Source organism: Bacillus sp. FSL K6-0994, from assembly GCF_038630815.1.
GTDB lineage: Bacteria > Bacillota > Bacilli > Bacillales > Bacillaceae > Bacillus > Bacillus safensis.
Genome location: NZ_CP152043.1, coordinates 2461939 through 2487032 on the forward strand (window position 1 = coordinate 2461939; position 25094 = coordinate 2487032).

At 40.2% G+C, this 25094-nt stretch carries 26 protein-coding genes and 1 pseudogene; 3 read left to right on the plus strand and 24 right to left on the minus strand.

From position 1 onward, the window contains the following. Positions 1-4: 4 nt before the first annotated feature. The 6 genes and pseudogenes from rph to MHB69_RS12745 all read right to left on the minus strand — a co-directional run bounded on the left by rph (position 5) and on the right by MHB69_RS12745 (position 5109). On the minus strand, positions 5-733 hold the full coding sequence (gene rph / locus MHB69_RS12720; RefSeq protein ID WP_065214560.1) for a ribonuclease PH: 729 nt from the start codon (positions 731-733) through the stop codon (positions 5-7). A gap of 151 nt (positions 734-884) precedes the next feature. Next, positions 885-1946 carry a GerMN domain-containing protein gene (locus tag MHB69_RS12725; protein ID WP_034279767.1) on the minus strand — a complete coding sequence of 354 codons (1062 nt, stop codon included), beginning with the start codon at positions 1944-1946 and terminating at the stop codon, positions 885-887. Between the two features lie 102 nt (positions 1947-2048). Then, positions 2049-2864: a glutamate racemase gene (racE, locus tag MHB69_RS12730; RefSeq protein ID WP_034279765.1), complete on the minus strand. Its 816-nt coding sequence runs from the start codon at positions 2862-2864 to the stop codon at positions 2049-2051. A 10-nt stretch (positions 2865-2874) separates the two neighbouring features. Beyond that, positions 2875-3315: a MarR family transcriptional regulator gene (locus MHB69_RS12735; protein ID WP_034279763.1), complete on the minus strand. Its 441-nt coding sequence runs from the start codon at positions 3313-3315 to the stop codon at positions 2875-2877. A 149-nt stretch (positions 3316-3464) separates the two neighbouring features. Further along, positions 3465-3551 (minus strand): annotated as a pseudogene (gene gerE, locus MHB69_RS12740) (spore germination transcription factor GerE); the annotation flags it as partial. A gap of 34 nt (positions 3552-3585) precedes the next feature. Beyond that, a complete protein-coding gene (locus MHB69_RS12745; RefSeq protein ID WP_342495624.1) occupies positions 3586-5109 on the minus strand; it encodes a recombinase family protein in 1524 nt (507 codons plus the stop codon). Between the two features lie 139 nt (positions 5110-5248). Here MHB69_RS12745 and MHB69_RS12750 point away from each other — a divergent pair, with 139 nt between their 5' ends. The 3 genes from MHB69_RS12750 (at position 5249) to MHB69_RS12760 (ending at position 6967) form a co-directional block, all read left to right on the plus strand. Continuing rightward, complete coding sequence (locus MHB69_RS12750) at positions 5249-6070, plus strand: hypothetical protein (RefSeq protein WP_342495625.1); 822 nt, start codon at positions 5249-5251, stop codon at positions 6068-6070. Between the two features lie 71 nt (positions 6071-6141). Then, positions 6142-6333 (plus strand): hypothetical protein, encoded by a 192-nt coding sequence (locus MHB69_RS12755; protein ID WP_342495626.1) that lies wholly within the window; start codon positions 6142-6144, stop codon positions 6331-6333. Positions 6334-6475: 142 nt separating this feature from the next. Further along, the gene (locus MHB69_RS12760; RefSeq protein WP_327862353.1) at positions 6476-6967 is read left to right on the plus strand and encodes a hypothetical protein; all 492 of its coding nucleotides are present in this window, start codon (positions 6476-6478) and stop codon (positions 6965-6967) included. Positions 6968-7262: 295 nt separating this feature from the next. On the opposite strand, the gene MHB69_RS12765 is transcribed toward MHB69_RS12760, so the two are convergent. The 18 genes from MHB69_RS12765 to MHB69_RS12850 all read right to left on the minus strand — a co-directional run bounded on the left by MHB69_RS12765 (position 7263) and on the right by MHB69_RS12850 (position 25055). Beyond that, positions 7263-8419, minus strand: a protein-coding gene (locus tag MHB69_RS12765; protein WP_342495627.1) for an IS3 family transposase whose coding sequence is annotated in 2 segments (ribosomal slippage) — positions 7263-8146 and positions 8146-8419 — 1158 coding nt in all. Because the reading frame shifts where the segments join, the coding sequence is not laid out codon by codon here. Positions 8420-8539: 120 nt separating this feature from the next. Beyond that, on the minus strand, positions 8540-9349 hold the full coding sequence (locus MHB69_RS12770; RefSeq protein WP_342495628.1) for an N-acetylmuramoyl-L-alanine amidase: 810 nt from the start codon (positions 9347-9349) through the stop codon (positions 8540-8542). A gap of 45 nt (positions 9350-9394) precedes the next feature. Further along, positions 9395-9814, minus strand: a complete 420-nt coding sequence (locus MHB69_RS12775) for a phage holin family protein (RefSeq protein ID WP_342495629.1) — start codon at positions 9812-9814, stop codon at positions 9395-9397. Between the two features lie 43 nt (positions 9815-9857). Further along, positions 9858-10037, minus strand: a complete 180-nt coding sequence (locus MHB69_RS12780) for an XkdX family protein (protein ID WP_342495630.1) — start codon at positions 10035-10037, stop codon at positions 9858-9860. Next, positions 10034-10333, minus strand: a complete 300-nt coding sequence (locus tag MHB69_RS12785; RefSeq protein ID WP_342495631.1) for a hypothetical protein — start codon at positions 10331-10333, stop codon at positions 10034-10036. The genes MHB69_RS12780 and MHB69_RS12785 overlap by 4 nt, the downstream gene beginning before the upstream one ends. A 17-nt stretch (positions 10334-10350) precedes the next feature. Then, on the minus strand, positions 10351-11709 hold the full coding sequence (locus tag MHB69_RS12790) for a BppU family phage baseplate upper protein (RefSeq protein WP_342495632.1): 1359 nt from the start codon (positions 11707-11709) through the stop codon (positions 10351-10353). Positions 11710-11722: 13 nt separating this feature from the next. Continuing rightward, entirely contained in the window at positions 11723-13597 is a 1875-nt protein-coding gene (locus tag MHB69_RS12795) for a right-handed parallel beta-helix repeat-containing protein (RefSeq protein WP_342495633.1), read from the minus strand. A gap of 37 nt (positions 13598-13634) precedes the next feature. After that, complete coding sequence (locus MHB69_RS12800; protein WP_342495634.1) at positions 13635-15383, minus strand: phage tail spike protein; 1749 nt, start codon at positions 15381-15383, stop codon at positions 13635-13637. Positions 15384-15394: 11 nt separating this feature from the next. Then, positions 15395-16231, minus strand: a complete 837-nt coding sequence (locus MHB69_RS12805) for a phage tail domain-containing protein (protein WP_342495635.1) — start codon at positions 16229-16231, stop codon at positions 15395-15397. Further along, positions 16232-20689 (minus strand): phage tail tape measure protein, encoded by a 4458-nt coding sequence (locus tag MHB69_RS12810; RefSeq protein ID WP_342495636.1) that lies wholly within the window; start codon positions 20687-20689, stop codon positions 16232-16234. 206 nt (positions 20690-20895) lie between these two features. Then, positions 20896-21240 (minus strand): hypothetical protein, encoded by a 345-nt coding sequence (locus MHB69_RS12815; protein WP_342495637.1) that lies wholly within the window; start codon positions 21238-21240, stop codon positions 20896-20898. A gap of 56 nt (positions 21241-21296) precedes the next feature. After that, positions 21297-21911, minus strand: a complete 615-nt coding sequence (locus MHB69_RS12820) for a major tail protein (RefSeq protein ID WP_342495638.1) — start codon at positions 21909-21911, stop codon at positions 21297-21299. A 2-nt stretch (positions 21912-21913) separates the two neighbouring features. Then, positions 21914-22312: a DUF3168 domain-containing protein gene (locus MHB69_RS12825; RefSeq protein WP_057079043.1), complete on the minus strand. Its 399-nt coding sequence runs from the start codon at positions 22310-22312 to the stop codon at positions 21914-21916. Further along, complete coding sequence (locus tag MHB69_RS12830) at positions 22309-22713, minus strand: HK97-gp10 family putative phage morphogenesis protein (RefSeq protein WP_342495639.1); 405 nt, start codon at positions 22711-22713, stop codon at positions 22309-22311. The genes MHB69_RS12825 and MHB69_RS12830 overlap by 4 nt, the downstream gene beginning before the upstream one ends. Next, positions 22713-23027 carry a phage head closure protein gene (locus tag MHB69_RS12835; protein ID WP_178930498.1) on the minus strand — a complete coding sequence of 105 codons (315 nt, stop codon included), beginning with the start codon at positions 23025-23027 and terminating at the stop codon, positions 22713-22715. Before MHB69_RS12835 ends, MHB69_RS12830 begins: the two co-directional genes overlap by 1 nt. Further along, complete coding sequence (locus MHB69_RS12840; RefSeq protein WP_099682823.1) at positions 23017-23319, minus strand: head-tail connector protein; 303 nt, start codon at positions 23317-23319, stop codon at positions 23017-23019. Before MHB69_RS12840 ends, MHB69_RS12835 begins: the two co-directional genes overlap by 11 nt. Positions 23320-23331: 12 nt before the next feature. After that, positions 23332-23730, minus strand: coding sequence for a collagen-like protein (locus tag MHB69_RS12845; RefSeq protein WP_047947239.1), 399 nt, complete (start codon positions 23728-23730; stop codon positions 23332-23334). Positions 23731-23756: 26 nt separating this feature from the next. Next, positions 23757-25055 carry a phage major capsid protein gene (locus MHB69_RS12850; protein WP_342495640.1) on the minus strand — a complete coding sequence of 433 codons (1299 nt, stop codon included), beginning with the start codon at positions 25053-25055 and terminating at the stop codon, positions 23757-23759. Positions 25056-25094 lie beyond the last annotated feature (39 nt).

Here is a 25094-nt window from a genome sequence, read left to right on the forward strand (position 1 = left end):
CTCTTTATTCGATGACTTCTCCTGTTACTGCTTTTTGCTTCTCGATTAATTCTTTGATGCCCTTTTCAGCTAAATCAAGCAGTCCGTTTAGTTGTTCTCTTGAGAATGTCGCTTCTTCGCCTGTTCCTTGAAGTTCAACAAAGCGACCAGCGCCTGTCATGATGACATTCATATCTACTTCAGCAGAAGAATCTTCTTCATAGTTTAAATCTAACAGAAGACCTTGCTGAGAATCAATTCCGACGGATATCGCCGCTAAATAATCAGTAATCGGGTTTTCTTTGATAACTCTTTCAGCTCGTAGCTTTTGAATCGCAAGTGTCATGGCAACAAAAGCACCTGTGATCGACGCTGTGCGTGTGCCGCCGTCTGCTTGAATAACATCACAATCAATCCAAATGGTGCGTTCGCCAAGCTTTTCTAAGTCAACGACTGCGCGGAGTGCTCGTCCAATTAAACGCTGAATCTCCATAGTGCGTCCTGTGACTTTTCCTTTAGATGATTCTCTTATCGTTCTTTGTGCAGTTGCTCTTGGAAGCATGCTATATTCTGCTGTGATCCAGCCTTTTCCTTCTCCTCTTAAAAAAGGAGGTACGCGGTCTTCGATCGATGCGTTACAAATCACCTTCGTATTTCCCGCTGAGATTAAGACAGAGCCTTCTGGGTGCGTGATGTAGCCTGCCTCTATTTCAATTTTTCTCAATTCGTCATATTGTCTTTCATCTAATCTCATGTTTTACCTCCGTTACGATATACATTCCTCGCGAGTGCCAGCGGGGTTCTCCTACTAACTTTGACAACCTCAGCTCGTTCTAATCGCTTGGAATAAAAAAGAGGCAGCGAATATGCATGCCTCTTTTTCTCCATTATATCAATGTGTGACGTTAAAAACTACCTGTATTCACTTGTTCTGGTCGTGAAACCGGCTTTGTAAGCTCTGCTCCTTTTTCGTTCACAAGCTCAGCCTTGCCGTTCACCTTGACAGATACGCTTTTGACGTCCGGCAGCTCGGTTAATGTGAGCACAATGCTATCAAGAACTTTTTGTGAAATGACCTTTTTCTTTTCATCTGCACTGCCAAAAATGGATTCATTGAAATCAAGTGTCACATGGCCATCTTTTACTTTTGGTACATCATTCAGCTTCACATCTTGATCGAAGTCTGTAAGCAGATGGCTTTTTTTGCTTGGTCCAGAGACGAGCTCATCAATCGCTGCTGTAATCGGATCATCCTCGTCTTTTGGCGCTCTTTTGGTCACCGGAACATAGTACGTCTGTTCATCAGATTCAGCTAAATAGTAAACCGTCACTGGCTTTGTCGCTGTCATATCAGCAGCAGCCTCGTGCTGGATATTAATACCGTCTTCTCTGCTTAAATCATCTGAGATAGGTGTACCGTTCACAGGCATTTCTTTTAGTTCATGTCCATTCATCTTCAATTTGACTTTGGCTATGGAATCAAACTGTGTTAACGTCCAAGTAACAGATTGCAAAATGCGCTGCTCGTCTTCTTTTTTATAGTTTTTAAATTCATTTGAAAAATCGACAACCGCCGTTCCGTCTTTAATATCGACAGATACGCTCGTATCCGCTGGCAAAACTGCTCTGAATCCATTCGGCATTAAGTTCGAAATAGGCCCCCCATCCACGAGATATTCAAGGGTTTGTTTGGCACTCCCTTCATTTTTCGGCAATGGAATGGATTGAGATACGACATACCCGTTTTTATCTATTAAATATAATTCTCTCATGACCGTATCTGCCTGCTTCTCTTCTTTTCCTTCTTTGGCTGTTTGTTTATCTTCTTTATTTTCTTTCACATATGTGACGTTTTGTGGCGGGTCAATCTCTGTTTTCGCTTGGTCTGTTTGAAACAATCCGCATCCTGACAAAAGCATGGCTGACGCGATACACGTAACAGCTGCTGTAGATCCTTTTTTCAGCATACTTCACCCTCCTCTAGTAGTTTGTACTACTATGTATACGAGCTCCCCCAGAGGATTAGACCCTTTTCATAAAAAAATAACCCACTTCAAAATAGAAGGGGGTTATTGCTGGTAGATGTGTTCAAGTGACACAGTTTCGACCTTCCCTGGCAGGTAGCCAAACCAGTCACGAGCGATGTTTTGAAAATTTTGCTGCTGCCCCGTTGTGTAAAATGTATGCACAGGCGCTTCTTTAGAGGTATTTAACAGCCCTTTATATGAAAGAATCGTACTCGCTTCTCTCGCTGTCTCATCCCCTGATGAAATGATGCTGACATCACTGCCCATAAAGCGCTGAATCGGCTCTTTTAAAATCGGATAGTGTGTACAGCCAAGTATAAGTGTATCAATTCCTGTTTCCTTCATTGGTTCAAGGGAATCTTTCACCACTGCCTCTGCTGTCTGATCTAAAAACGTACCGCTTTCCACAAATGGGACAAGGAGCGGACACGCCAGACTTTGAACTGTTAGACCTGCTTTTAGTGACAGCAGCGCTTCTTTGTATGCCTCGCTTTTGATCGTATTGACTGTGCCAATAACGCCAATATGCTGGTTGTTCGTCACTTTAATTGCTGTACGGGCGCCAGGCTGAATGACGCCAATAACCGGAATATCAAGCGTTGCTTTAATTTCATCCAGTGCGATCGCTGTTGCTGTGTTGCATGCAATGACGAGCATTTTAATATGGTGGTGTTTTAATAAGTAGTGTGCCATTTCCCATGTATATTGAAGAACTTCTTCTTCTTTCCTTGGGCCATATGGACATCGTTTTGTATCGCCTACATAAATGATTTTTTCTTTTGGCAGTTGTCTCATGATTTCCTTTGCAACGGTTAAACCGCCGACGCCGGAATCAATGACGCCGATTGGTTGATCCAACAAAATCGCCTCATTTTCTTTTCATTTGCTGCTGTAGTTTCGTTAAGGATTGGTTGAAAACGATGGCTTCTTCTTCTGAGAAAGCCTCTAGAAGTTCACTGACGTATTCTTGGCGTTTAGCAATCACTTCTTGAATGATCCGCTCGCCTTCAGGCAATAAATGAATGCGAACCACGCGGCGGTCAGATGGATCTTTCACCCGTTCGACAAGCTCACTTTTTTCCATTCTATCAATTAAATCAGTGGTTGTACTGCAAGCCAAGTACATCTTTTGTGATAGCTCGCCTATTGTCATATCTCCGAATTCATAAAGCCACTGAAGCCCAATGAATTGTGGAGGTGTAATCGTATATTGATTCAGGATTTCTCTGCCTTTTTGCTTAATAATTGCGGCAATGTGACGCAATGATTTTTCAATCTCTGCAACATGGCCTGACTCATTCGTTTCCATTTAATTGATACCTCACTATAGCATCTCACTTTGATTAAAACGTACATGTCTATTTTCCTCGTTTTTCAAAGAAAATGCAAGAAGAGACTCATGGAAACCATATAGAAATAACCGGTTCCTTCCCGATATGGAAGGAAAACCGGCTGACTTTAGAGCTCTAGCTCACCCATACGCAGAAGCTCGACTACGGCCTGTGAACGGCCTTTGACTCCTAGCTTTTGCATGGCATTTGTTATGCATACCTTTTACAAATGAGTATAACTTACAGGATCATTTAAATCTATAATGAAAATTCATTTTCCCGTTTGGATGGATAACAATATGATCAATAAGCTTATCAAACACATGCTTCAAATCGTTCTCTTTGTCTTCAAGCTCTCGTAGAACCGCCTGCATTTCCATCATTGAACTTTTCTCATCATGAACCTGCTGTAAGGAAAATAAACTCTGTTCAAACTTAACAATTTTAGCTTGAATGTCATTTCTCTTCATTTGAAATTCTGATTTGGTAATCATTTGATCTTCTAAATAAAGTTCAAGCAACCTTTTATTTTTCGCTTCTAGAGATTTCAACTCTGCTTTTATAGACTTTATTTGTTTTTCTTTTTGCTCAAATGCATTTTTTTTGTAGTCATGTGATATATCCCTAGAGAATTCAATGAGATTTTCAATAACTAAATCTCGGACCTCTTCATAAGTGATGGGAACATGGTTCACACAGCCTTCGGGCCCAGATCTCCTGTAATTACTGCATTTAACATATTTCCAATATGTTTTCTCTCCGTTCTTTTTAGCTCTGCTGGTTTGAATAATGACCATATTAGATCCGCATTTCCCGCAAATAAGCAACTGTCTAAGCTCATTCCACGGTGTGAATTTAGTTTTTTTATTAACTGTTGGTTTATTATTTGCTTTCTCCCACTCTTCTCTTGAGACAATCGGCGGGCAAAAGTCTTCATAAATGTTCCATTTTTCAGGTGGATTTCTTATAAATTTTTTTCTACCATCAACTTTGATCGTGGTATGTCTATTAGCAATGTGCACGCCACAATAAATTGGGTTTTTTAATATGGTTTGAACTGTTGTAAGCTGCCAATTTTTTGTTGTTCTAGGAGGTGGTATTTCACCAATTTTGCACTTTTCTTGCAATGCATATGTAACTCTTTTCTGACCTAGCCCCTCGTTGTTATAAAGGTGGAAAATCATCCTAATTACTTGAGCTTCACTTTCGTTAATTACAAGGTGTTTACCATCTTTCGTATAACCATATGGTACACGCCCAGAGTGCTCCCCACGGCGTGCTTTTGCTGCAAGTACACCACTTATATTGACTGACATAGACTTAGGTAACTGCTCCGCAAACAGAGCAGACATTTCAAATTTCATTGACGCCTTACTCTCGTAAAGAGAGTCATAATCTTCTTCGAGTGTAACGACACGAACCCCATTAGACACTAGAATCTCTCTGATGTATAACGCATCTTTTAAATCACGGGCAAGACGTGTGATGGACTTAAAAATCACCATTTTTATTTCTTTCTTTTCCGCCAATGAAAAAATGTATTTCATTGCTGCCCTATCTTCAAGAACAGTACCACTAATACCATCATCTAACAAAACAGAACGGTCATCCCATTCATAATTATGTTGCTCGATCCAGTACCTGCAAACGTCGATCTGGTTTTCTTTAGAACTTATTTGTTCATCTCTGTCCGTTGAAACCCTTGTATATATTTTATAAGGGTAGTCGTCATATTTAATGATTTCACCAACTGCTTCTTTGCGAAAGTGCATGCAACACACCCCAATTATTTGTTTTTCTTAAAAATTATAACATCTATATTGAAGATTTCGTTGAAAATCATTCACAAATCCCTCTATTGTTATATAATGGTTATTGATTCAAAAAGTACCTATCCTTAGGGGGAACCAAATGTATATTTTCATTTCAATATTCGCTGGTCTAATGGTTATAGGAATTGGTTTTGGCCTTCTCTTATTAATTTTCCCGAAATCAAGAAGAGCAGGTAAGAACATATTTTTTTCTTCTCTTCTTATATTATTATCTATATCATTTTTGAATTCATTTGTTTGGAAATACGAAGGTCACAAAATTTCATCAATAACTCCTAAAGAATACAAACAATTAAAAGAAGGAATGACACCAGAAGAAGTTAAAAAAATCGTTGGTGGTTCCGCTATGTCAGAAGAAATAGATGGTGATAATGATTTTAATTGGGGATACGAAGGAGAAAATGGAATTGAAAATGATTCGTCAGCTCGCTTATATTTCGAAGATGACCAGCTAAGCTTTAAAATTGAAAGTGGTTTGCTGACAAAACACAATGAAACAGATTCCGAAGAAACAGAAGCAGCAGATGAAGAAGATGAATTAGAATCTTTGAAGAGTGATGCTGAATATGAAATTGAATCTATTATAGAAGATAATTACACTACTGCTTCAATTGAAAAAATTGAAATTAATGAAGATATGGGTGCGGATGAGCCGAATAAATTAATTGCTCTTGTTCACTTGTCATTTGATGCAAAGAATTCTGCTCAAACATCTTATAATATGACGGAAATGTTTAGTGAAGATTTAGCTGCTAAGATTGGATCGGATAATGACTCAATTTCGCAGTTATCCGTATTCTGGAAAGTGCCATACATAAGTGATAAGAACGCATCCAAATTCTCCTATGAACGATCAGAGGATAACATGATAATTAAAAGTAAATCAACCATTCTAAAATAGTCCTTCGACTTGAAGGGCTATTTATTCCCGTTTATAATCGAACGTATATTCTTATTTCAGGAGGGTATACCATGACGGATCTTGAAAGGAAGTTATACCGAATCATTTATAATATGAGCCGATTTCGCAAGAACCCTTCGATGGATGACCTTAAAAGGAAAACGGGGAAGGATGAGCCAGCAATCCGTAAGGCGGTTAAGAACCTTATATCAAGAAATGAACTTGAATGGGATAAGGAGAAGAAGGAATGGCGGTTTAAATAAGAACATTTCACAATTTCGTCACAAACGGCGGGATTTTCATTTAGTCTATTTTTACCATTTTTATAAAAAGTATGGAAAATAAAACCTGTTAATTGTTACCATACGGGTGTAGGACAATACTTTTAGGGGGAGGATGTTTAGTATGAACGGTTTATTGCGCAAGCTAAATGTAAAACTTACACTTGTATTAACACTTATTGTGACTCTTGGAATCACTTCTGCTTTTGGGCAGGCATCAGCCAAAGAACAATGGGACCCTCAAAAACAACAAAGAATTGCACAGGCTATTTTTGAAGCTGCTACATACAATGAAGTAGATAAAACTTTTTCCTTTGATGAATCCAAAGTGATCAATGTTGGTTTACCAAAGGATATTTCATTAGAGATCAAAAATCATTTAGAATCATTGGCCGGAACTGATGCTGAAAAAGTGTATCAAGATCAATTAGTTGCACAGAAAAAAGGCGAAATTACAACTATGGTTGCTCCGCTAGTGATATGGGCGGCCAAAGTATTGGCTGGCGCAGGTCTAGCATGGTTAGGTAAAAAGCTTTTAGATATGGGCGGCCATGAATTTTGCAAACGTTACAAGAATGAAAATAAAACAACCAAGTATGTTTGCAAATTCCTTTAATTTTTGAAAGGAAGTGGTTTAATTGAAAAAAACAAATTGGTTTCTGTCTGTGTTTATAACTGCTTTAATCTCCTTTGTAATTCAATCGGGATTAAGTAAATTTGGTGTTATTAACATGTCCAATATTTGGGCAGACTTAGTTAGTTGGATTATAATTTTCTTTGTCGTTTTCATTGGCGTTGAAGCATCTTTTAGGACGATCAATAAAATGAAGCATCGAACTGAATAAAGACAAACAAAAAAAGCCCCTCCAATGGGACTGACCCCTGTTTTTGAGACAGGGATCAAAACACCTTTATACAGCCAATTGCCGATAGTTTATCGGTGATTGGTTGTTTAGTTTCGTTTGAATACGAATGTTGTTATAATAATAAATGTATTCTTTGACAGTGCGTTCTACGATGGTGGTTGTAGTGCGATCAATCCTGTTAAGATAGAACGTTTCAGACTTTAGTGAGGAATGAAACGATTCGATGGAGGCATTATCAGCGGGTGTCCCTTTACGGGACATGCTCATGGTAATGCCTTTTATATGAACAGCTTTCTGATACTCGTAAGATGTATACACAGAACCTTGATCGCTATGTAACACGCAATTCTCAGGCAGTGCTGGGAGCTGATTAAGTGTGTTTAAGATAAAGTCTGTGTCCTGCTTATCACCAATCGTAAAAGCAATCACTTCTCCATTATATAAATCCAATATACTGGAAAGGTACAATTGTTTCTGTCCATAAGGCAAATACGTGATGTCCGTGACTAGTTTTTCAAGAGGGCGATCAGACTGAAAATTCCGATCCAGTATATTACCGGCTACGGCATAAGGCTGCCCATTCTTCTTACGCTTTTTCATTTTAACCCGGCATTGCCACTGGTTTTTCTGCATGATACGTTGAACAGTTTTATGGTTAATACGCATTTTCATTTTTAGTATGGCTGTGATTTTCCGATAACCATATCGATATTTGTGCTTTCGGCACAACGTGCCGACCTGTTTCTCTAGTTGTCTTTTAGAATGATTCTGATTCTGAGTCAGATTCTTTTTCCATCTATAATACGAAGTACGTAAGATGCCTAAATGGACACAGATGTCCTGTACCGTCATCGTTTTGCACAATTCTTCTACCAGTTTGATTGACGTTTCCTTATCAACTTCCTTTCCAATTCGTTGTACTTTTTTAAAACCTCATTCTGTTGACTCAAATAGCGATTTTCTGCCTGTAGTCTCTCTAATTCAGAAGAGTACTCGGGACCCTTTCCATAGGTATATTGTTTTCCAACAGGTTGTTCGAACCTGTGTGTATCCCCAGTTTTATGCCATCTCACCCATGTCTGAACCTGCGTCTTATTCTTGATATTCAATTCCTGCATGATCTCTTTCATAGGTACGCCTGCCAATCTCATTTCCACAGCCTTCTGTTTGACTTCAACCGGATAACTCACTCTTGTCCCCATAGAAAAAACACCTCCATGTTTTATTTCGGATCACAACGATCCGTTTTCAAACTTGAAGGTGTTTTTTATTTGTCTCATCTTAGGGGGTCAGTCCCAATATAAAGGAAGGGCTTTTTCATTTTACTTTTGTTTTACCTGAACATATTTTGTGGCAGCTGTGATATAAAGACCTGATTTAAGCTTATACATTTTTGCCCCGTTGACCGTAACGGTCTTATCAATCGTAAATGCTTCACCCGGCTTTACTTTTTTGTGCTTTGCTGACCAATTCGGCTTATCATAGACCCATAGCCACCCATCAGCATTCGGCTTCACTACGGCCATTTTAACACCCTTTGGTGTCGTTTCTTTTTTAGGGCTTGTTTTAGATGATGATGAAACCTTTTTTAAACCGACGGCTGCCGCGATCCCTTCTGCGTGTCCCTCAGCCAACAAGTCAAGGAAAGATTCTTGTTTGAGCAGCGCAGCATCTTCTTTACGGTCGATGAAAAGGTTCTCTGTTAGGACTGCTGGCATTTTTGTCTCGCGCAATACTGCAAGATCCTTAGACTTGGTTCCGCGGTTCCCTGCTTTACCTTTAATTTTTCTATAGATCGCATCATGTACGATTTTTTGCTGCTTGCCAGTCCCGGATGATGCAGATAATTCGACGTAACGAAACGACTCAAAGCCTGTGCCACCAGCTGCATTGATATGGATAGATGCAAAATAATCAGCGCCCCAATTATTTGCTAGTCTCGATCTTTGGGACAAATCAATATAAACATCAGTTGATCGTGTGAGCTTAACGGATGCCCCATACACCTTTTCAAGAATCGCTTTAGTTTTCTTAGCGATCTTTAATACAAGATCCTTCTCTTTCAGACCATTTTCTACTGCGCCCGGATCGTGCCCACCGTGTCCCGGATCAAGCATAATTTTCTTTGTCATGTTCATCTACTCCTTAATTTGTTTTTATATAGAAAAAGCCGCCGATTACTCAGCAGCTTTCTTTTCCTCTTCTTCTTTTTGGCTGTCAGACTCGATCACATGGAGACGGTCTGTGATAGAAGCTGGAATTTTCACGCCGATCTGTGCAAGGTTTTCTGTGATAGAAAGCCCTTCGTTTGCGATGTAAAACAACACTGTCCCGAAGGTCAGCACTCCATTTAAGCCCATGATCTGGTCAATGATGTTAGCAACAATCACGACAACAAAACTAAGCATTTTCCTTACGTAGCCAAACCATGCCGTACGGCTGCGTAGTTTGCCAACTTTCCACGCTTTGATGATACCCGTCAGAACGTCAATAACACTTAGCAGCAAGAGCAAGTCCAAAAATTTCACTCCGCCAAATAAATAAGTCTTCGCTAAATCTAAAGTTTCAAAGTTAATAAACACTATCGTTTCCTCCATTTCTTTAATCACCTCCTTTCGAAGGCAAAATAAAAAGCACCTGTTAAGATGCTGTTGTTCCTAAATCTACTGAGACAGCAGGCTTGTCGAACTTCAAACCTGTGATCTCTTCAAATTCTGTTTTAGTGATAACTTTCAACGAAACATACTCCCTCATGATTTCAGGCGTATACACGCCCCAATTCCAAAATACTTTGATATCGTCAGCCGTCGGGTATATCATGATGACCCGCCTCTCTGCAGCTGCGAAAATTGTAATGTAAGAAGAGCCACTTGTTTTTTAAGCATCATTACATCATCTGGCGGCCGCGGATCAGGCTGCAAACTATCAATGTATTCTTGAGATGCCGCCTCGAACCACTCTTCTTTTTTGGGATCATACTTTGCAATAAATAACCCATCAGGTGGCTGTTTATCTGTATAGCCTTTGGGGATTTCCTCTCCGTTTTCTACATCTATTAAGATGTCTTTGTCTGCTTGCCAAATGTAGTTTTCATCATATTTATACACCCAAATCATGTCCGCACCTCCCACGTTTACTTTGCTTTAAAACGGACCCCAAACGTAATAAATTCATTTGGGTTTACCGTATTAGAACAAGATTGAACACAAACTCGACCATCAGTACCTATATAGGTTCGGTGATATTGTGGTACACCCGGTGTCCCCAAACTGGATGCTACACCAATAAAGTGAAATGACTGCAAAGGAAAAAACCCTTCAAGTAATGTAAACGCCTCGACATCATTACCAATCACACCACCAGTAATAGACCCGATGATCTCCACCACTCCCGAAGCATCTTTTGAATAGCGTAACGTGTGCGGAAATCCATCTGATGATACATATTGCTTCCATCCTTTGGACAATGAAGGTGTTTTCCAAATGACTGCAGCATCTCCGTCTGTTATGAGACGTTTCCAACCTCGAAAGCCTTGTGCATGGAACGTGCCAATCCAAGTCATATTATCAAATGATCTCGTGGCAATAATCCTTTTGTAATTAATTTCATTTTGGACATATGATGTTTCTAAAACTTCAATGTAATAGAAACTGGAATCATTCTCTACAGGCAGATTTAACAGATTTGCTCCCATATAAAAACCCGTTGGCAGTAAAAAAATATCAGTACCGTTTGGCAACCTTGCAACTTTACCGTCGTTAGGTGTAAGCCTGTGCAGCTGGCCGTTATTCCAGTTACTTTTTTCTGATTCTGTTACGTGAATCTTTTTGTTTTCAAGGTGCGGATCGACGTATTCTTTTGCCGCTTCCAGAGCCGCTGCTACTTTATCTTTTGCACCTGCAGGTGTTTCCGCGTGATCATCCGTGTATTTTTTAGCTGCCGCAAGTGCTGCATCTACTTTAGACTGCGCACCCTGTTTTGTTTCGATCTTTTCCAAGTCCTCAAACTTGTCTCTCAGATCATTAATCGTTTGTATAGATTCTTCATACAACGCGTTTATTTTCTCTCTTAGTGCCTCGAACTCATCCACATAATACTCAGTGATCGGCACAATATCTTGATCTATAAGAGACATAGATATATGGAAAGAGAATTGATGTACGGACATAGATTGATCATTTGCATAATACAAATTCAGCTCAGCTTGTACACTTCCATAATGCTTAATCTCTTGATCAGACAAGATGTATTCCGCTTGCCCCTCCACTCGATCAATAATATTTATGTCTCGAATAAATCGGCTGCCATCAGACATAACTAATACAAGTTTCCCTGTGACAGCTGCTAGAGGCAAAGGGACTCCATCTTTCGTGAGTTTGAATACGAGCCTTGCTGTCTGACGGTCCTGCGTCCAAAAATTTATGCTGGTTGATACACTTGAACTGGTATATGCGTTTACATCAAAATCAAGTGGACCGTTTTTGCGAATCATGTTATCACCTCTCTCATGTTACATTCTCAATCGTTTTAATTGGATCGACACTATTATCTTTCAAGCTGCCTTCTGCACCAGCACCTTTAAGTCTGTTTCCAAAATGCTGAATCCTTGAACACTTGCTAGTCATATACATCGCGTATCTGCATTTCTTTCCGCGCACTTTGTTGAATCTTGCTGCTGAATCCGTGACTCCATCCATGAAGATAATTCCGTAATAGGGATTAGATGTGGAAGTTCTTTTTCCCGCATTTTCGATGTCACTAAAATCAACGTTAATATTTTCAGAATCACCTGAAACAGAAATCCCTGAATATCCCACTTCTCGTAAAGATGTGTTTGTGACATCAATATTTTTACAACCTAATTCCACACGCACCCCGTTTCCTTCGATGTCTCGTCCTACGTTTAGATCAGCTTTACCATTGCTGCAGCGTGTTAAGAGTACCCCGTGATGCTTGATGTCTCTAAATTGATTGCGAGACACCAAAAAGCCATCCACATCTGATAAATGGATAGCATGCTTGACCTTTACGCCATTGATTTTATTGTCGGAAACGTCCACGTCATCAATTTTTTGAATCCCTTTACGGCCATATACCTGAATGGCATGACGCTCTTTAATGTTTGTGAAAGTGTTATCTTTGACTGAAAGACGTTTTACTTTGTTAACCCTGTTTGTAGGATTGCCGTTTGCGTCTTGCGTGTAGACAGATTCTACGCTAGGAATCATTAGCCTTACACCGGATGCACAATCCTTAAATCTGTTCCCTTCTATCAGAACATCTTCCCATTTGTTGCCTGACACCGCATATTCCAATGTGTCCTCAAAATCATTATTAATAATGCGGATGTCACTATACCAAAAACCGTCAGTGCTCGTGTGTGAATCTACACCGCGTGCATACCCTCTTAGATTCTCTGATCTGCTGAAATAGCAGTCTCGAATAGTGACATGCTTGCTGACGGTTTGATCATACGCTCCAAATGCGCCGAAGTTGCCCGCCGATCTCATCAAGTCAAGTTGAATTGCAGCAGAAAACCACCTGTCTCCTTTATAATCAGCGAAACCTTTAAACCAGACATTTTCTATTAAGACATGCTTATTGCCTGCACAGTCAAAGGCATGACCACCGCATACATCCTTGATAGTGATGTCCCGTATGATAATACGCTCAGCATGAGCGAATCCCAAAACTGAACATTGTTCTTTGATTTCACCACCTGCGCTATCAAACATGCCCTGCCCATCAATCAGTATGTTCCCGTGGCCGTTATAACCTTTTGTCTGATCGTCTTTATCTCCATTTACAAGCATTGATCCTACAAAGCCACGTTTAATAAAGGCACCAGCTTGTAAGGTCAAATGAGTATTTTTATAAATACGGGCTGTCTCCATCAGCTTGTATTTACCGGGAGGCACGACAATATGCACCGGATATAATTTCGCAAGACTTAGTGCTGCCTTAAAGCCCGCTGTGAAGCTCCCATATTTCTTGATGAATTTTTTGAGATTGAGAGAAACTGCAGAATCTTCAATTTCTTGCTCAAGAATTTGAAAGTCATAATCGAGACGATCTTTTGCAGTGGGATGAATGGATGCATCCCTAGCAACACGAATATCTACGACTTCCTTTACGTCTTTTCCATCATGATTCAATACAAGATTGATAATCCTAGACCATAAGTTGTCTATACGATTCGCGACTGAATGCAAGCCGTGTTTGATTTGATTTGACGTATGAGCAATATCGCTTGTTTTATGTCGTTTCAAATCATCTTCATTCTGATTCAAATGATTTTCTATAGACTGCATATCTTCTCGAAGCTGCTCTGCGTATTTCGAGTTTCGTCTAGTGTCATAGTCCTTTCTAAGCCTCACCATGTTCTCACTCTCCTTTTTTGGCGAAAATAAAAAGACCCTATCTAAGCGTCTTGAGCATGTCGTTTATATATCGTTGTAAATTTTTCACTTGTTTTACTTGATCTACTGTTATTCGTTGTATGTCCTTGCGATAATTCGCAAATGTTATCGTTGGGCTACTATACGGATTGAGAGGGTTATGCTGAATTGATACCACCCTCAGATCGTCCTCAAAGGTTATTCCGTCTGCAGTGTCGGCAATGACATGAATTGTATCACCTAACCAAAAATCTTGTTCGATTTCAAGCAGCTTCGGTTCATAGATTTTTTGGAATTCAACTTCTACAGTCATTTCAGGATAAGGATTTACATGCTTCTTTAAGGCCGAAATGATGCTGCTAGATTTTTTGTACCTCTCATCTTTAATCGGCTCTGCCCAACGTGGTTTTCCTTCAATGAGAAATTTATCTTCATCAGGATGAATATAAAGAACTGGATCAAATACATACTCAGGCTCTTTCTCTTCATCTTTTGTCGCTGCTTTTTCATCTTCTGTTGTTTTGTCATCCTTTGATTGAGAGACGGACTCTGTTTCTTTTTGTGCGCCGTATCCCCACGCACGAGTGGTACAATTCTGGGAATCAGTCGTAATAGTAATGCCGGGCATGTTATAGCGACTATCAAGCACAAAGTCTATTTCTCGGCCCATCTTTTTGTAAACATGGATTTTGTAATTATCTACATCTAACTCTATGTCATAATCTTCAATGATTTCATCCATAAGCTCTGTGGAATTTTTTTCACCGAAGTTTTCTTGTTCCGCAGAAGAAATTTCACCATCTTTTGCATGAATGACATATTTGAAATCAGTTCCTTTGAGGGCAATATCAAGCGCTTCTTTAATGCTTAACTTCTTAGAAACTGTTTTTTCAATCCTGTTATTAATCAACAGGACGGAGAAGATATGTGCAGCAGTAACCGTTTTTGTTAGCATTCCATTTTCTTGATGAAGACTCACGTTGGTAATGTAGTATTTTTGATGATTATATTTCTTTTCATCAAGATATAAAATGTTGTCCACAACCAATAACTCAAACTCTGCGGCATTTTCCTGCGTACGCGGCAATGTGAAACTGAATGATTTTTTACCTGTTGGATCGGCCGTAAAATCAACAGACACACCCGTTATCTCTATGACTTCCTTTCCGTCCTTGCTCGAAACATGAAGCTGTGGAAAATCCACATCGGACGGTAAATTTTGATTGAGTGGCATGTCTTTCCCATCGTATTCCTTGCTTGGATAATCAGGACCAGTTGGTGTTTCTGGTTCACTCGGTTCTTCTGGTAGATCATCCAAATTATCATATTGTGTGAGTTTGTAAGTAAAAATGATGCTGTTTAATTTTGTAGCATAATTGATATCAGTCGCATAACCACCCTTTGCAACAGCAGCTGTAGCTTTTTGGTAGTCTTTTTCACCGACCACTGCCTTATAACGACTGAGCCTAGTATATAGGCTCCCCAAATCTTCTAGGCTTTCCGCAAATGAAGGATACTTCCTAAATGGAGCTTTCACTCTGGTTTCGTTACCGTGCTTATCCTGTTCTTTGGTCCACATCAGGACATACTTTCCTTTGTATGACCCTTTCACTCCAAATAGATTATAGGCTTGCTGTGACAGGTCACTTGCTCCAAAACCACTTTCAAGGCACCCTTGAGCGATGACAAGACTTGCAAGGACATTATATTTTTTGTAGACTTTTTTCGCTCCAGGTGCTAGTTTTTTGATAAAGTCAACCGCAGCCATGTCATCCCTCCCTATGCATAATAGAACCTTGTGTCAAACACAATTTCAATATCGCTCGCGTTTTGGATTTCGAAATCGTTTCGGCCAATATCAAGTGAGGGAAGCCTACCAGATGTCTTGAGACGCTTCTTGTTAGCAATGGTGTATTGTTTGACAAAAGAAACTTCCCTTGATTTAGTTAATTCATCTTCAATTTTCAAACGCTCACCTGTCGTATGATTGATGATGGTTACACCTTTTCCCTTGGCTTTCAACGTCACTTGGTAATCATGTCTAAGTGGATTGATCCTAAAGTCTCCAATGTTATATATGCTGAATGTTTTTTTATTCTTGAATGAATACTCTAGGTCGTCACGCATCTCAATATTCATTCCGGGACTCCATCGTTCACCCTCAAACGATTGACGATTTAATGATGTACTTTTCGATTCAGCAGCACCCAAAACGTCGATAAATTCAACGCTAAAAACAGCATGATTCTTTTCTTTTTCCTTTGGAATTGAAAAATTCCCATCACAAGTCACTAGAAAGCGCCTGTTTGGGAATAAATCGCAAGCAATATAGTATGGATACGGTTTAACTAATAAAGCATAAAGCTCACTTCTATAGCTGTAGAAATTTTCAGCAATGATTGAGTTCATATATATTTCAAGCTGAATCTGTCTCTCTTTGTACTTCACATCCCGTGGATGTTGCGGCAGTACAATACCGTTAATTCGTGGCAATGACACTGTCTCAAATTCAACAATTGGTGAGGCAGGTGTCAGACTCAACGGATGGAAATGAGGAAGCAAGTCATTTAGACTTTGTTCACCCAATCCATTGTTAAAATCAATATATAATTCCATCTACCTCACCCCACTCATAAATGCTTCTTTTCTAAAACGTTCACCTGTCGTTTGATCAAGCTTTCGACCGTCCATGTAGTTGTTGCTATCTTTTGAAATTAATTGTTCAAAGCCTTTTTGCAGCATCATTAATCCTTGAGACAGCAGGTCTATTTGTTGAGCCATGAGACCAATTTGTTTGTTTTGATTCTCAATCATCTGTCTCATGTCAGATCCATCTTGCTGCCTGCTCTGAGGCTTGTCTCCTTTGTTACTAATGCGCTCAAGCATCTGTAAAGCCTTGGAGATCATGCCATCCCCGAAACTAGGCACTCCAAGCTCTTTGCCAAGGTTAGAATACAACTGTAAAGAGCGTTTACGATACTTTGGCTCAGTAGTAATTGCATATTCGCGCCAGCCGTTTTCTCCTAACTGTGCAATTTGGTGGCTGTCGATAACACCACCAGATGCATAACCGATATAAGGGCCACCGCGCGCCATAGATTTTAATCCCGGATGATTATAGATGCCGCCATAACGCTTGTTAAGATAGTTAATCGCAGCAACAATTTGGTGTACTGGATGTTTGATGTTTCCATATCCGGGCTTTTTGTATGCTGCGAATGTTGTCGGAATAAACTGCATGAGTCCTTGTGATGGATGTCCCGCCTTCCAGTTACTATCCCACCTGTTAACTAATGTCGGGTTTCCGCTTGATTCCTTCATGGCAATGGTTTCTAATGCTTTTGCATAGGATGGAGAAATCCCAGTGATGCTGATAGCTTGTGCAACCCACTTTTTGACCGCAGCACTACCACCTACACCTTTAAATGATCCGCCATCTCCTCCAAAATCACCTAACGATTTTGTAAGAAATCCTAAAGCACCTTTTTGAATCGTTTTTAAAATACCTGTCCCAAGCCCGTCTATTCCTTTACCAGTTTTAAATGGGATAAGACCACCGAATATATTGCTGATAATTTTCTTTGGTCCGGCCATCACAAGGTCAAAAATATCTGATCCAAAATCTTTCACCTTGCCGACTACTTCACCAGCTTTTTTAACGCCTTTTTTGACGCCTTTTTTGAAGAAATCACCAACGCCGCCAGCATAACCCGGTAAGCCCTGTGAAGTGATTTTTTTGGTCTGATCATGAGGAAGAACCGATGTTCCACGCGGTAGATCCCAAATCTGAGGACCACCAACGCCAACCATATATGTTCCAATACCCGGAGTATGAGCAAGCTCATATCCTTCCTCACCGACCAATGCACGACCGCCCGGATGGTAGTCAGTTCCTTTTGCATATGCCATGCCGGGGGCAACATTCATGGCTTTTTTCTTCCCATTGTGTCCGCTTGGTTTCCATTCTGGGATTGTCGGCATATTCATGAATTTTAGTACTTCATTGATACCGCCCGTAATGGTGTTAACTACACCTGCTAAATCAACAAGTAATGTATTAAATCCATCTAACACTTCGCCAGTCTCCCAATCAACTTGATCAATGTGTCCTTGTGCTTGTTTCTTTGCTTCTTCAACAACACCTTTATGAGTTTTTTCAGCTTGCTCTATTGTTTTTTCTTTTTGATCTTTTGCAGCTTTAACTGTCGCATCATGTTCTTCTTGGCTAATAGTGCCTTTGACGTAACACTGGTCATCTGCAGCTTTCACAACTGCATTGTATTGTTCTTCAGCATCACTAATAACTTTGTCTTTTGCTGATTTACTATTTTTCACCGTTGCGGCAGCCTGCTTCGCAGACAAATTGGACGATTCAGCTTTTAGCTTTTTGGAGATGAGTGTTTGTTCATCCTTGCTTTTTGTAAGAGCCGTTTCAATTTCTTTATTCATTGCTTGTGTATGTTCTTTGACTTCTTTCCATTCTTCTTTAGTTAATTCACGGTGTTCTTTAGCTGCTTTTTCATAGATTTTTTTTACTTTATTCTCGTGTTCCTCTATTGCCTTTTGCTTTTTCTGATTACCTTTTTCGATGCTCTTAAGAATTCCCTGCTCGTCTTTATCTTTAAGGGCATCATTTTCCGCATAGAATTTACCCAAAACATCTAAGGCTTTATCAGCACTGTCTTGGTAACCTTTTTTCAACATGCCTGCCATCTCTGAGAATTTATCTGTCATATCTTTGGCTAGATCATCTGTGATCTTTGTTTGATTTCGATAAAGGCTGTCTAATTTTGCATTGGATTTTGTCTCCATGTCTTTATATGCATTTACAGCTTTCGAAGTGGATTCAGACACTTTATCACCAAAATCTATTGTTGCTGGTAAGACGCGTTTTTTTAGGTTGTCATAATATTTAAACCCTGCTTCGCCTAGAAGCGTGACACCCGTTATTAACATGCCTACAGGACCACCAAGCACAGATAGTCCGCCTCGGAGTAAACTTACAACACCTGCACCTTTTTTAAGGATGTTAAACAGGCAAAAGCCGCCCTTTGCAAGTTTCATAAAACCGCCTGCGCTTTTCACGGCGTTTATCCCAGTCATAACAATACCTTTACCGAATTTAAGTATCTCAGGAAGAAAAGAGAGTGCAAGACCCCCAATCATACCCATAGGCCCACCAAACATCATTAAACCACCGCCAGCAATACGAGACGTACCGCCAAGTCCACGCATTGTCCTTGATGTTCTTGTGGCAGTTTGATTTAGACGGCCCATGCGTGTAGTCGCTAGACCAGTGTTTTGTTGTAAACGTCCCATACGAGTAGACATAACGGCCGTTGAGGCTGCAGCTGTGTTAATGCCAGTCGCCGCAGTTCTTGAAGCGACACCCGCAGCTGTAACTTGTGTCGAGTATACGCCTAGACTTGCTGATGATCCTCTGACAGTGCCTGTCAGATACGTGCCAGCAGTACGAAGCACTCTCCATCCCTCGGCCATTCTAGGAATGACACTCATTAATAATAAAGAAGCCCCGCCTAAAAGACTGAAAGCAGTAACGGCAGCACCAGTCACGGCAATTGTTTGCATAACAGAAGGAGGCAGGTGATCAAACCAATTCACAACTTTTGTTAACACATCTGTTGTGGATCGAATCACTGGAATAAATTGATTTCCTAATGAAATGACAGCGTTATTTGCTGCGGATTTGAGGTACTCCATTGACCCAGCAAGGTTGTCCATTTGACCTTTTGCCACTTTTTCAGCGACACCGCCACTGTTTTCTATCTGTTTGGTGAATTTGTCGATCTTATCACCGCCCGCATGAAGCAAAGTGATAAAACCAGATAAGGCATGCTGACCAGCCAATTGCTTTGCGATACGGATTTTTTCGGTTTCCGTATAGTTTTTCGTCTTTTCGTTAATCTGATCTATGATGTTTGATAAAGGTTTCATGCGGCCGTTTGCGTCAGTAATACTCAGGCCAAGCTCATGTATTGCGTTACCAGCTGGCTTTGGAGGTGCCGCAAGCCTTGTTAATGTGGATCGTAATGCAGTACCTGCCATATCTGCCTTGATTCCACTGTTCGCCATGATACCTGTTGCGGCCGCTAACTCTTCCATGCTGACACCTGCAGTTTTTGCCGCAGGGCCAGCGTATTTCATTGTCTGTCCAATCTGTTGGAGTGTGGCGTTTGAATTGGTGAACGTGTAGGTCATTGCATCTGCTACCCGGTTTGTATCTTCTGCAGCAATATGAAACTCTGTGAGGATGTCAGATACAATATCTGCTGTTACACCTAAATCTGTTTGCCCTGCTGCCGCAGTAGCAAGCAAGCCCGGCATGGCACCAATGATGTTATTTGTTTTATAACCAGCCATTGCAAGGTACTGCATTCCTTCGGCAACTTGTCCGTCTGTAAATTGTGTCGTAGCCCCCAAATGACGCGCCGTTTCTGTAAGACGGCCCATCTCGTCATTCGATGCATTCGCCACAGCACCGACCCTGCTCATAGCCTTTTCAAAGTCTGCGGCCACTTTAACCGCGCCGCCAATTGCAACGGTGCCTGCTACACCGATTCCTGTTAATGCCTTCCCTGCCATTCCCGCAGCAGAGTAGACAGATTGTAACTCTTCTGATACTTCCCCAGCGTTCTTCTTAAAAACAGAAAAAACACCAGCTGCTTTATTGCCGGTGCTTTGCAAATGCTCAAATTCTTTAGATACATCTCGTAATTCTTTTTCTAGCTTTTGATGAACAGCGATAGAGTCATTCAGTTTGCGGGCATGTATTTGTGTTTCTCGCGCATCACGGCCCTTTTCCCTGACAAGCTGTTCATATCGTTTTCGGTGTTCTTGAACAATTCGCCCTTGAAGACGATATTTGTTGTTAAGCCCCTCTACTTGTGATTGTAATTGCTTTGACTTATCACCAGTATTTTTATAAATGGCCGCAGATGCCTTCATTTCAGAGTTGGTCAATCTTAATTGCCTTTGAAGCCCTGTTATACCTCTATTAAAACCCGAATCATCCAGATTGACCTTAGCGACCATATTGCCAATTGCTTGAGTCATTTATGTACCACCCCGCTTCCCTGACGTGGATTTCAAGACTTAGAATATTTGATCAATCGTTACTTCTTTTGTTTTGCTCGATTCAGCGTTCAATTCTAAGAAATGAAAAATATCCATTTGATCAATTTCATGCATCTTCCAACCTTGCTCAAGTAAAGTGGTATAGATTTTATTTAATTGATCTTTGCCGTTTTTTAATGGTTCATTTACGCCTTCATGTCGGGCAAAAAATCTTTTTCTTCCTGCGTTTCCGCCACTTTAAATCCCATGATTTCCATCATGATTTTTCTTACTGCATCCGCAATTTCAAAAGATTGAAAGCCTTCTAGAAACTGATCGTAAGTAAATTGATTCTGAAATACACGTACAATGAATTTGATTCGTTCATTCATGCTTTTAACAATCTCTTTTGCATTCTCCGCTGCTGCTGCTTTTTCATCTAGCTCAAAAGCCTCATAGAGTGTTTTTGCGTTTGTTCTTGGCGCAATAAACGTTTTGTGTTTTTTCTCATCTTCGAACCAAATAGAGATAGAAATTTGTTTTTGAGTCATAGTGACTCCCCCTTATTTTTTATTTTCCAATTAAAAAAGAGAGCTTTTCAGCCCTCTTAAGCACCTTTTCCAATATCAACGCTGCTACCGTTTTCTGTTTTATCATCTTTGTATGCTTCTCCAAAAACAGACTTGTAAAAAGCATCAAGATTAAAGTTTTCAGCATCTTCATCAGTAACAACCTTGAAAACGTCATCCTGCTCTCGATCAACAAATTCAGCTGACAATTTAACCGTTTGGAAATCTGTCTTTTCTTCCTTCGTCTTCCATTCATCGCCCGGCAGAGAAAAACGCCCTTTTACTAAACCGACATGACGAGATTTACCGTTTGCCTTTGGACCTTCAAACGTCATTGCGACCCACGGTGCGATAATATTCTTCTTATACAAGTACAAACCATTCTCATCCGGTTCAATACCCAGCAGTTTCGCAAGAATTTCCATAGGAAGATCCCGCATTTCAATTTCTAGTTTTGTTGAACCTGTAGAAACAACCAAATCAACCAGTTTGTCATCTGCATACTGCTTTTCAGTTGATGTCTCAGTTTCCACCTTCATATTGATTGCGTACTCATACTTTAGAATTTCAGTAGGCACAAAGAATTTACCTTTCTTTTGCAATGGTGCAAACTGAACATTTTCCAAACCAGTTACTGAACTGTACTCAGCCATAGTTAGCCTCCTAGTATTATATTTTTTTCAAAACGATACCCTTTTCTTATCAATCTCTCTTTCTCTAAAAAGTCATTGATAGGTATAGTTGGCGCAAAATCTAAACGCTCCATCACATCCCCGATTGCAGCCATGATGGGTTGCGGATCGGCATTGTGATAAACATCTATTTGATAGGTTGCGCTATCTTGTATAGGCCGGTTATCAGCCCATTTGATCGGTTTATAGTTGATTTCTTGCAGCACGACATACGGTGGACTCGACTTTGTACCCTCTGGCACTGCAAGCTCATAGATGTCATCTTTGTCTATTAAAAACAAAAGCGCTGGATCATTCTCCAACGCTTCAAAAATGGCATTCTTGCAAGTATCTGCACGCCTTATTAAGTTTTGATTGATCATAATTTGCTCAGCGCCTGTCGGTATTTATCTGCTACTCTTCGTATAGCCTCGTCCCATTTCTGTTCGACAGTTCTCGTAAAGAATTTTTGCGCAGGCTGATGTAAGGTGCCGAATTCAGGAAAGTGTATTCTCCATTGTGTGTCCTTACGTGACTTGGATTTCGGCCAACCAACAGCCACATATTTCACTCCGTCACCATCAGTGCGTAGCCGGGTAATATCAAGATCATCCTGCATGTGTTTTTGTTCCTTGTCTGATCTCGGTGTATTTGGGTGAAGTTCATCTTTTATCACTGTTGCGCCAGCTGTGAGAGCTTCTTTATGCATTTTGCTTACTTTTCTTTGCATGTTTCCAATGGCATTTTCTAATTCCTCTAAGCCGTCAATTTGCAGGTTAAACATCACGTCACCGCCTTTGCCCTCACTGTAAGAAAATGAAGCCTTGAATAATTCGGTAATATAGACTCAATTTCATAAGTTTTCCCTTGGAATAGGAGTCTCATGTGCTCGTCGATATCTTCCCTGTGGCGTATGGTGAATTTGATTGTATGTTCTTTTTGTATAGCGGCTGCAGCATAATATTCAGCACCTTTTAATCCCTCTGCTTTTGCCCAGCACTCTACCACAGTTTCCCAGCCATTGTCACCATCGACAGGCAAACGGTTCTTTTCATTTTTCTGCTGAAACTGAATGCGGTGTCTCATGTCATTCAGCATCTTTTTCACCGTCCACAACCAAGTATTTGAGTTGATTGACCATTGTTGTGAGCACCCCGTCAAGATTTGATGTCGTGCCGGATATTTGCCTATTCTCATACCAGTGAGTTGTAAATGACATGACCGCTAACTCTGCTTGCGCTAAATTGTTAGGGAATTTTAAACCCGTTGCATTCGTAATGTACTCTTTTGCTGCAGCGATGAAATGTAAAATCAAATCATCCTCCGCATCACCATCAATGCGGAGGTATTTTTTCGCTTTTTCAAGCTCTTTTTGCTCTGCCTCAGTCATCCGGCATCACCTTTATTCAGATTTTGGGTTTTCTATTGCTTCGACTTTTTCTTGAAGGTCAGTGATCATTTTCTGTACTTCTGAATTGATATTGTCCCATTTGACACTACCTTTCCCGATTGTCCGGGAATTAACTGAACCATCACCTAAATGTTCATTTTTAATTGAGCCAGCCTCAATTACTGCATCGTCACCCTTATCACCTTTCGGCCCCTGCTCTCCTTGATCCCCTTTTTCACCTTTTGGACCTTGAGGACCTTGTTCACCAGGATCACCTTTCAATCCCTTAACAATAAGAGGATTTTCTTCGCTGTTGTCTCTGATAGAAACAGGCGTGATAGGTTTACCGTCAGGCCCAGCCTCTGCAGATGTGTATACTCCATTACTTTCATTCAAAAAATCTTTAGCCATGATAAATCAATTCCTTTCAATTTTTCTTATTTTCCAGCGTCTACGGACTTATCTTCAGAAGGTGTTTCCACTTCTGCTTCCTCACCTACAACTAAATCAGTAACAATAACTGCGGCTTCTGGATCAACTACTTTTCCGTCAAATCGTTCAATACCTCTGAAATATGTTTGATCTGTTAGGAATGCATCTGAGCCGATGTCAGTTGATTTGATCTCGAATTTTTGACGATCAAACATAAAGTATGCATTTTTAAAATCACCGAATAGAATATGAGTTTTTTGTTTATCGTCTGTGACAATCTCGTCATACACTTCAACAGGTCTACCGAATAGAAGGAAGCTATCCTCATTGCGCGGGTCCTCGGCTAAAATCCCGCGACCGTTTTTATCTTCAATGTTTGCTAACGTTTCAAATGCCTCTGTATTCATCACCCATTTTGCATTTTTGCGATAGCCTCTTTTAATTTGATTTTTAACTTTTCTCAAGAACTTAATTGTAATTAGAGAAGGGGCTTTGAGAGATTTAAATTTTTTGCTTGTGATAATCCCTTCTACGCTGTTTTCTCCGCCTTTTCCATAGAAGACTTCATCATTTTCAGTTACAGTTGCAGATTCAGAGAGCCATTCAACAATCTCCCTCACAAAATTAAGGAAAGAATCATTCAATAATTCGTTTGAGATAGGCAAAAAGCCGGCAAACTTTTTGACGTTATATGTGATTTGGTCAAACTCCATATTTTTGAGTTCTTTGATCGCTTCTTTTTCCGCAATGTTGTATAACTTTCCAGCAGCTCCCTTTCTTACTGGATAGCTGCCTCCTGGTGCCGTCTTTGGTACAACCCGTACCAAGTTGCGAACAGAATTTAATTCTTGAATAGACTTAATAATCTGTTTTGAAATGTCATCCGGTACTGTATACCCGCCATCCTTATCACTTTTAGAGGAAAGTTGTCTGTTTTCTTTTAGAACTTCCTGCAGCATTTTTCGTTCTTCGTTCCCCAATTCATCTTCACGGCCAGTCAAAACCTTGAACCATGCGTTTCTATATTCTTGGGTTCCTGTTAAACTGCGTTCTTCCTCAGTTAAATCAGATTCAGGATCTCTTTTTTGTTCCGGTACATAATGTCTGTCCTCTTGAACGTCTGGTGCATCCAGCTCTCTTTCCTCAGACATCATTTCAATTCTTTTTTGCAGCGCCTTTGCTTCATCAAGCATAGAGCGTGCTTCTTCATCTTTGCCTTCACTTATTAAATTTCTAGCTTCTTGCTTTTTCTGTGTGAACTGTTGGCGCAATTGACGTTCCTCTTTACTCATCATTACTGGCATAGATCTTCCTCCTTGATTTTGAGCATAAAAAAAGACCCA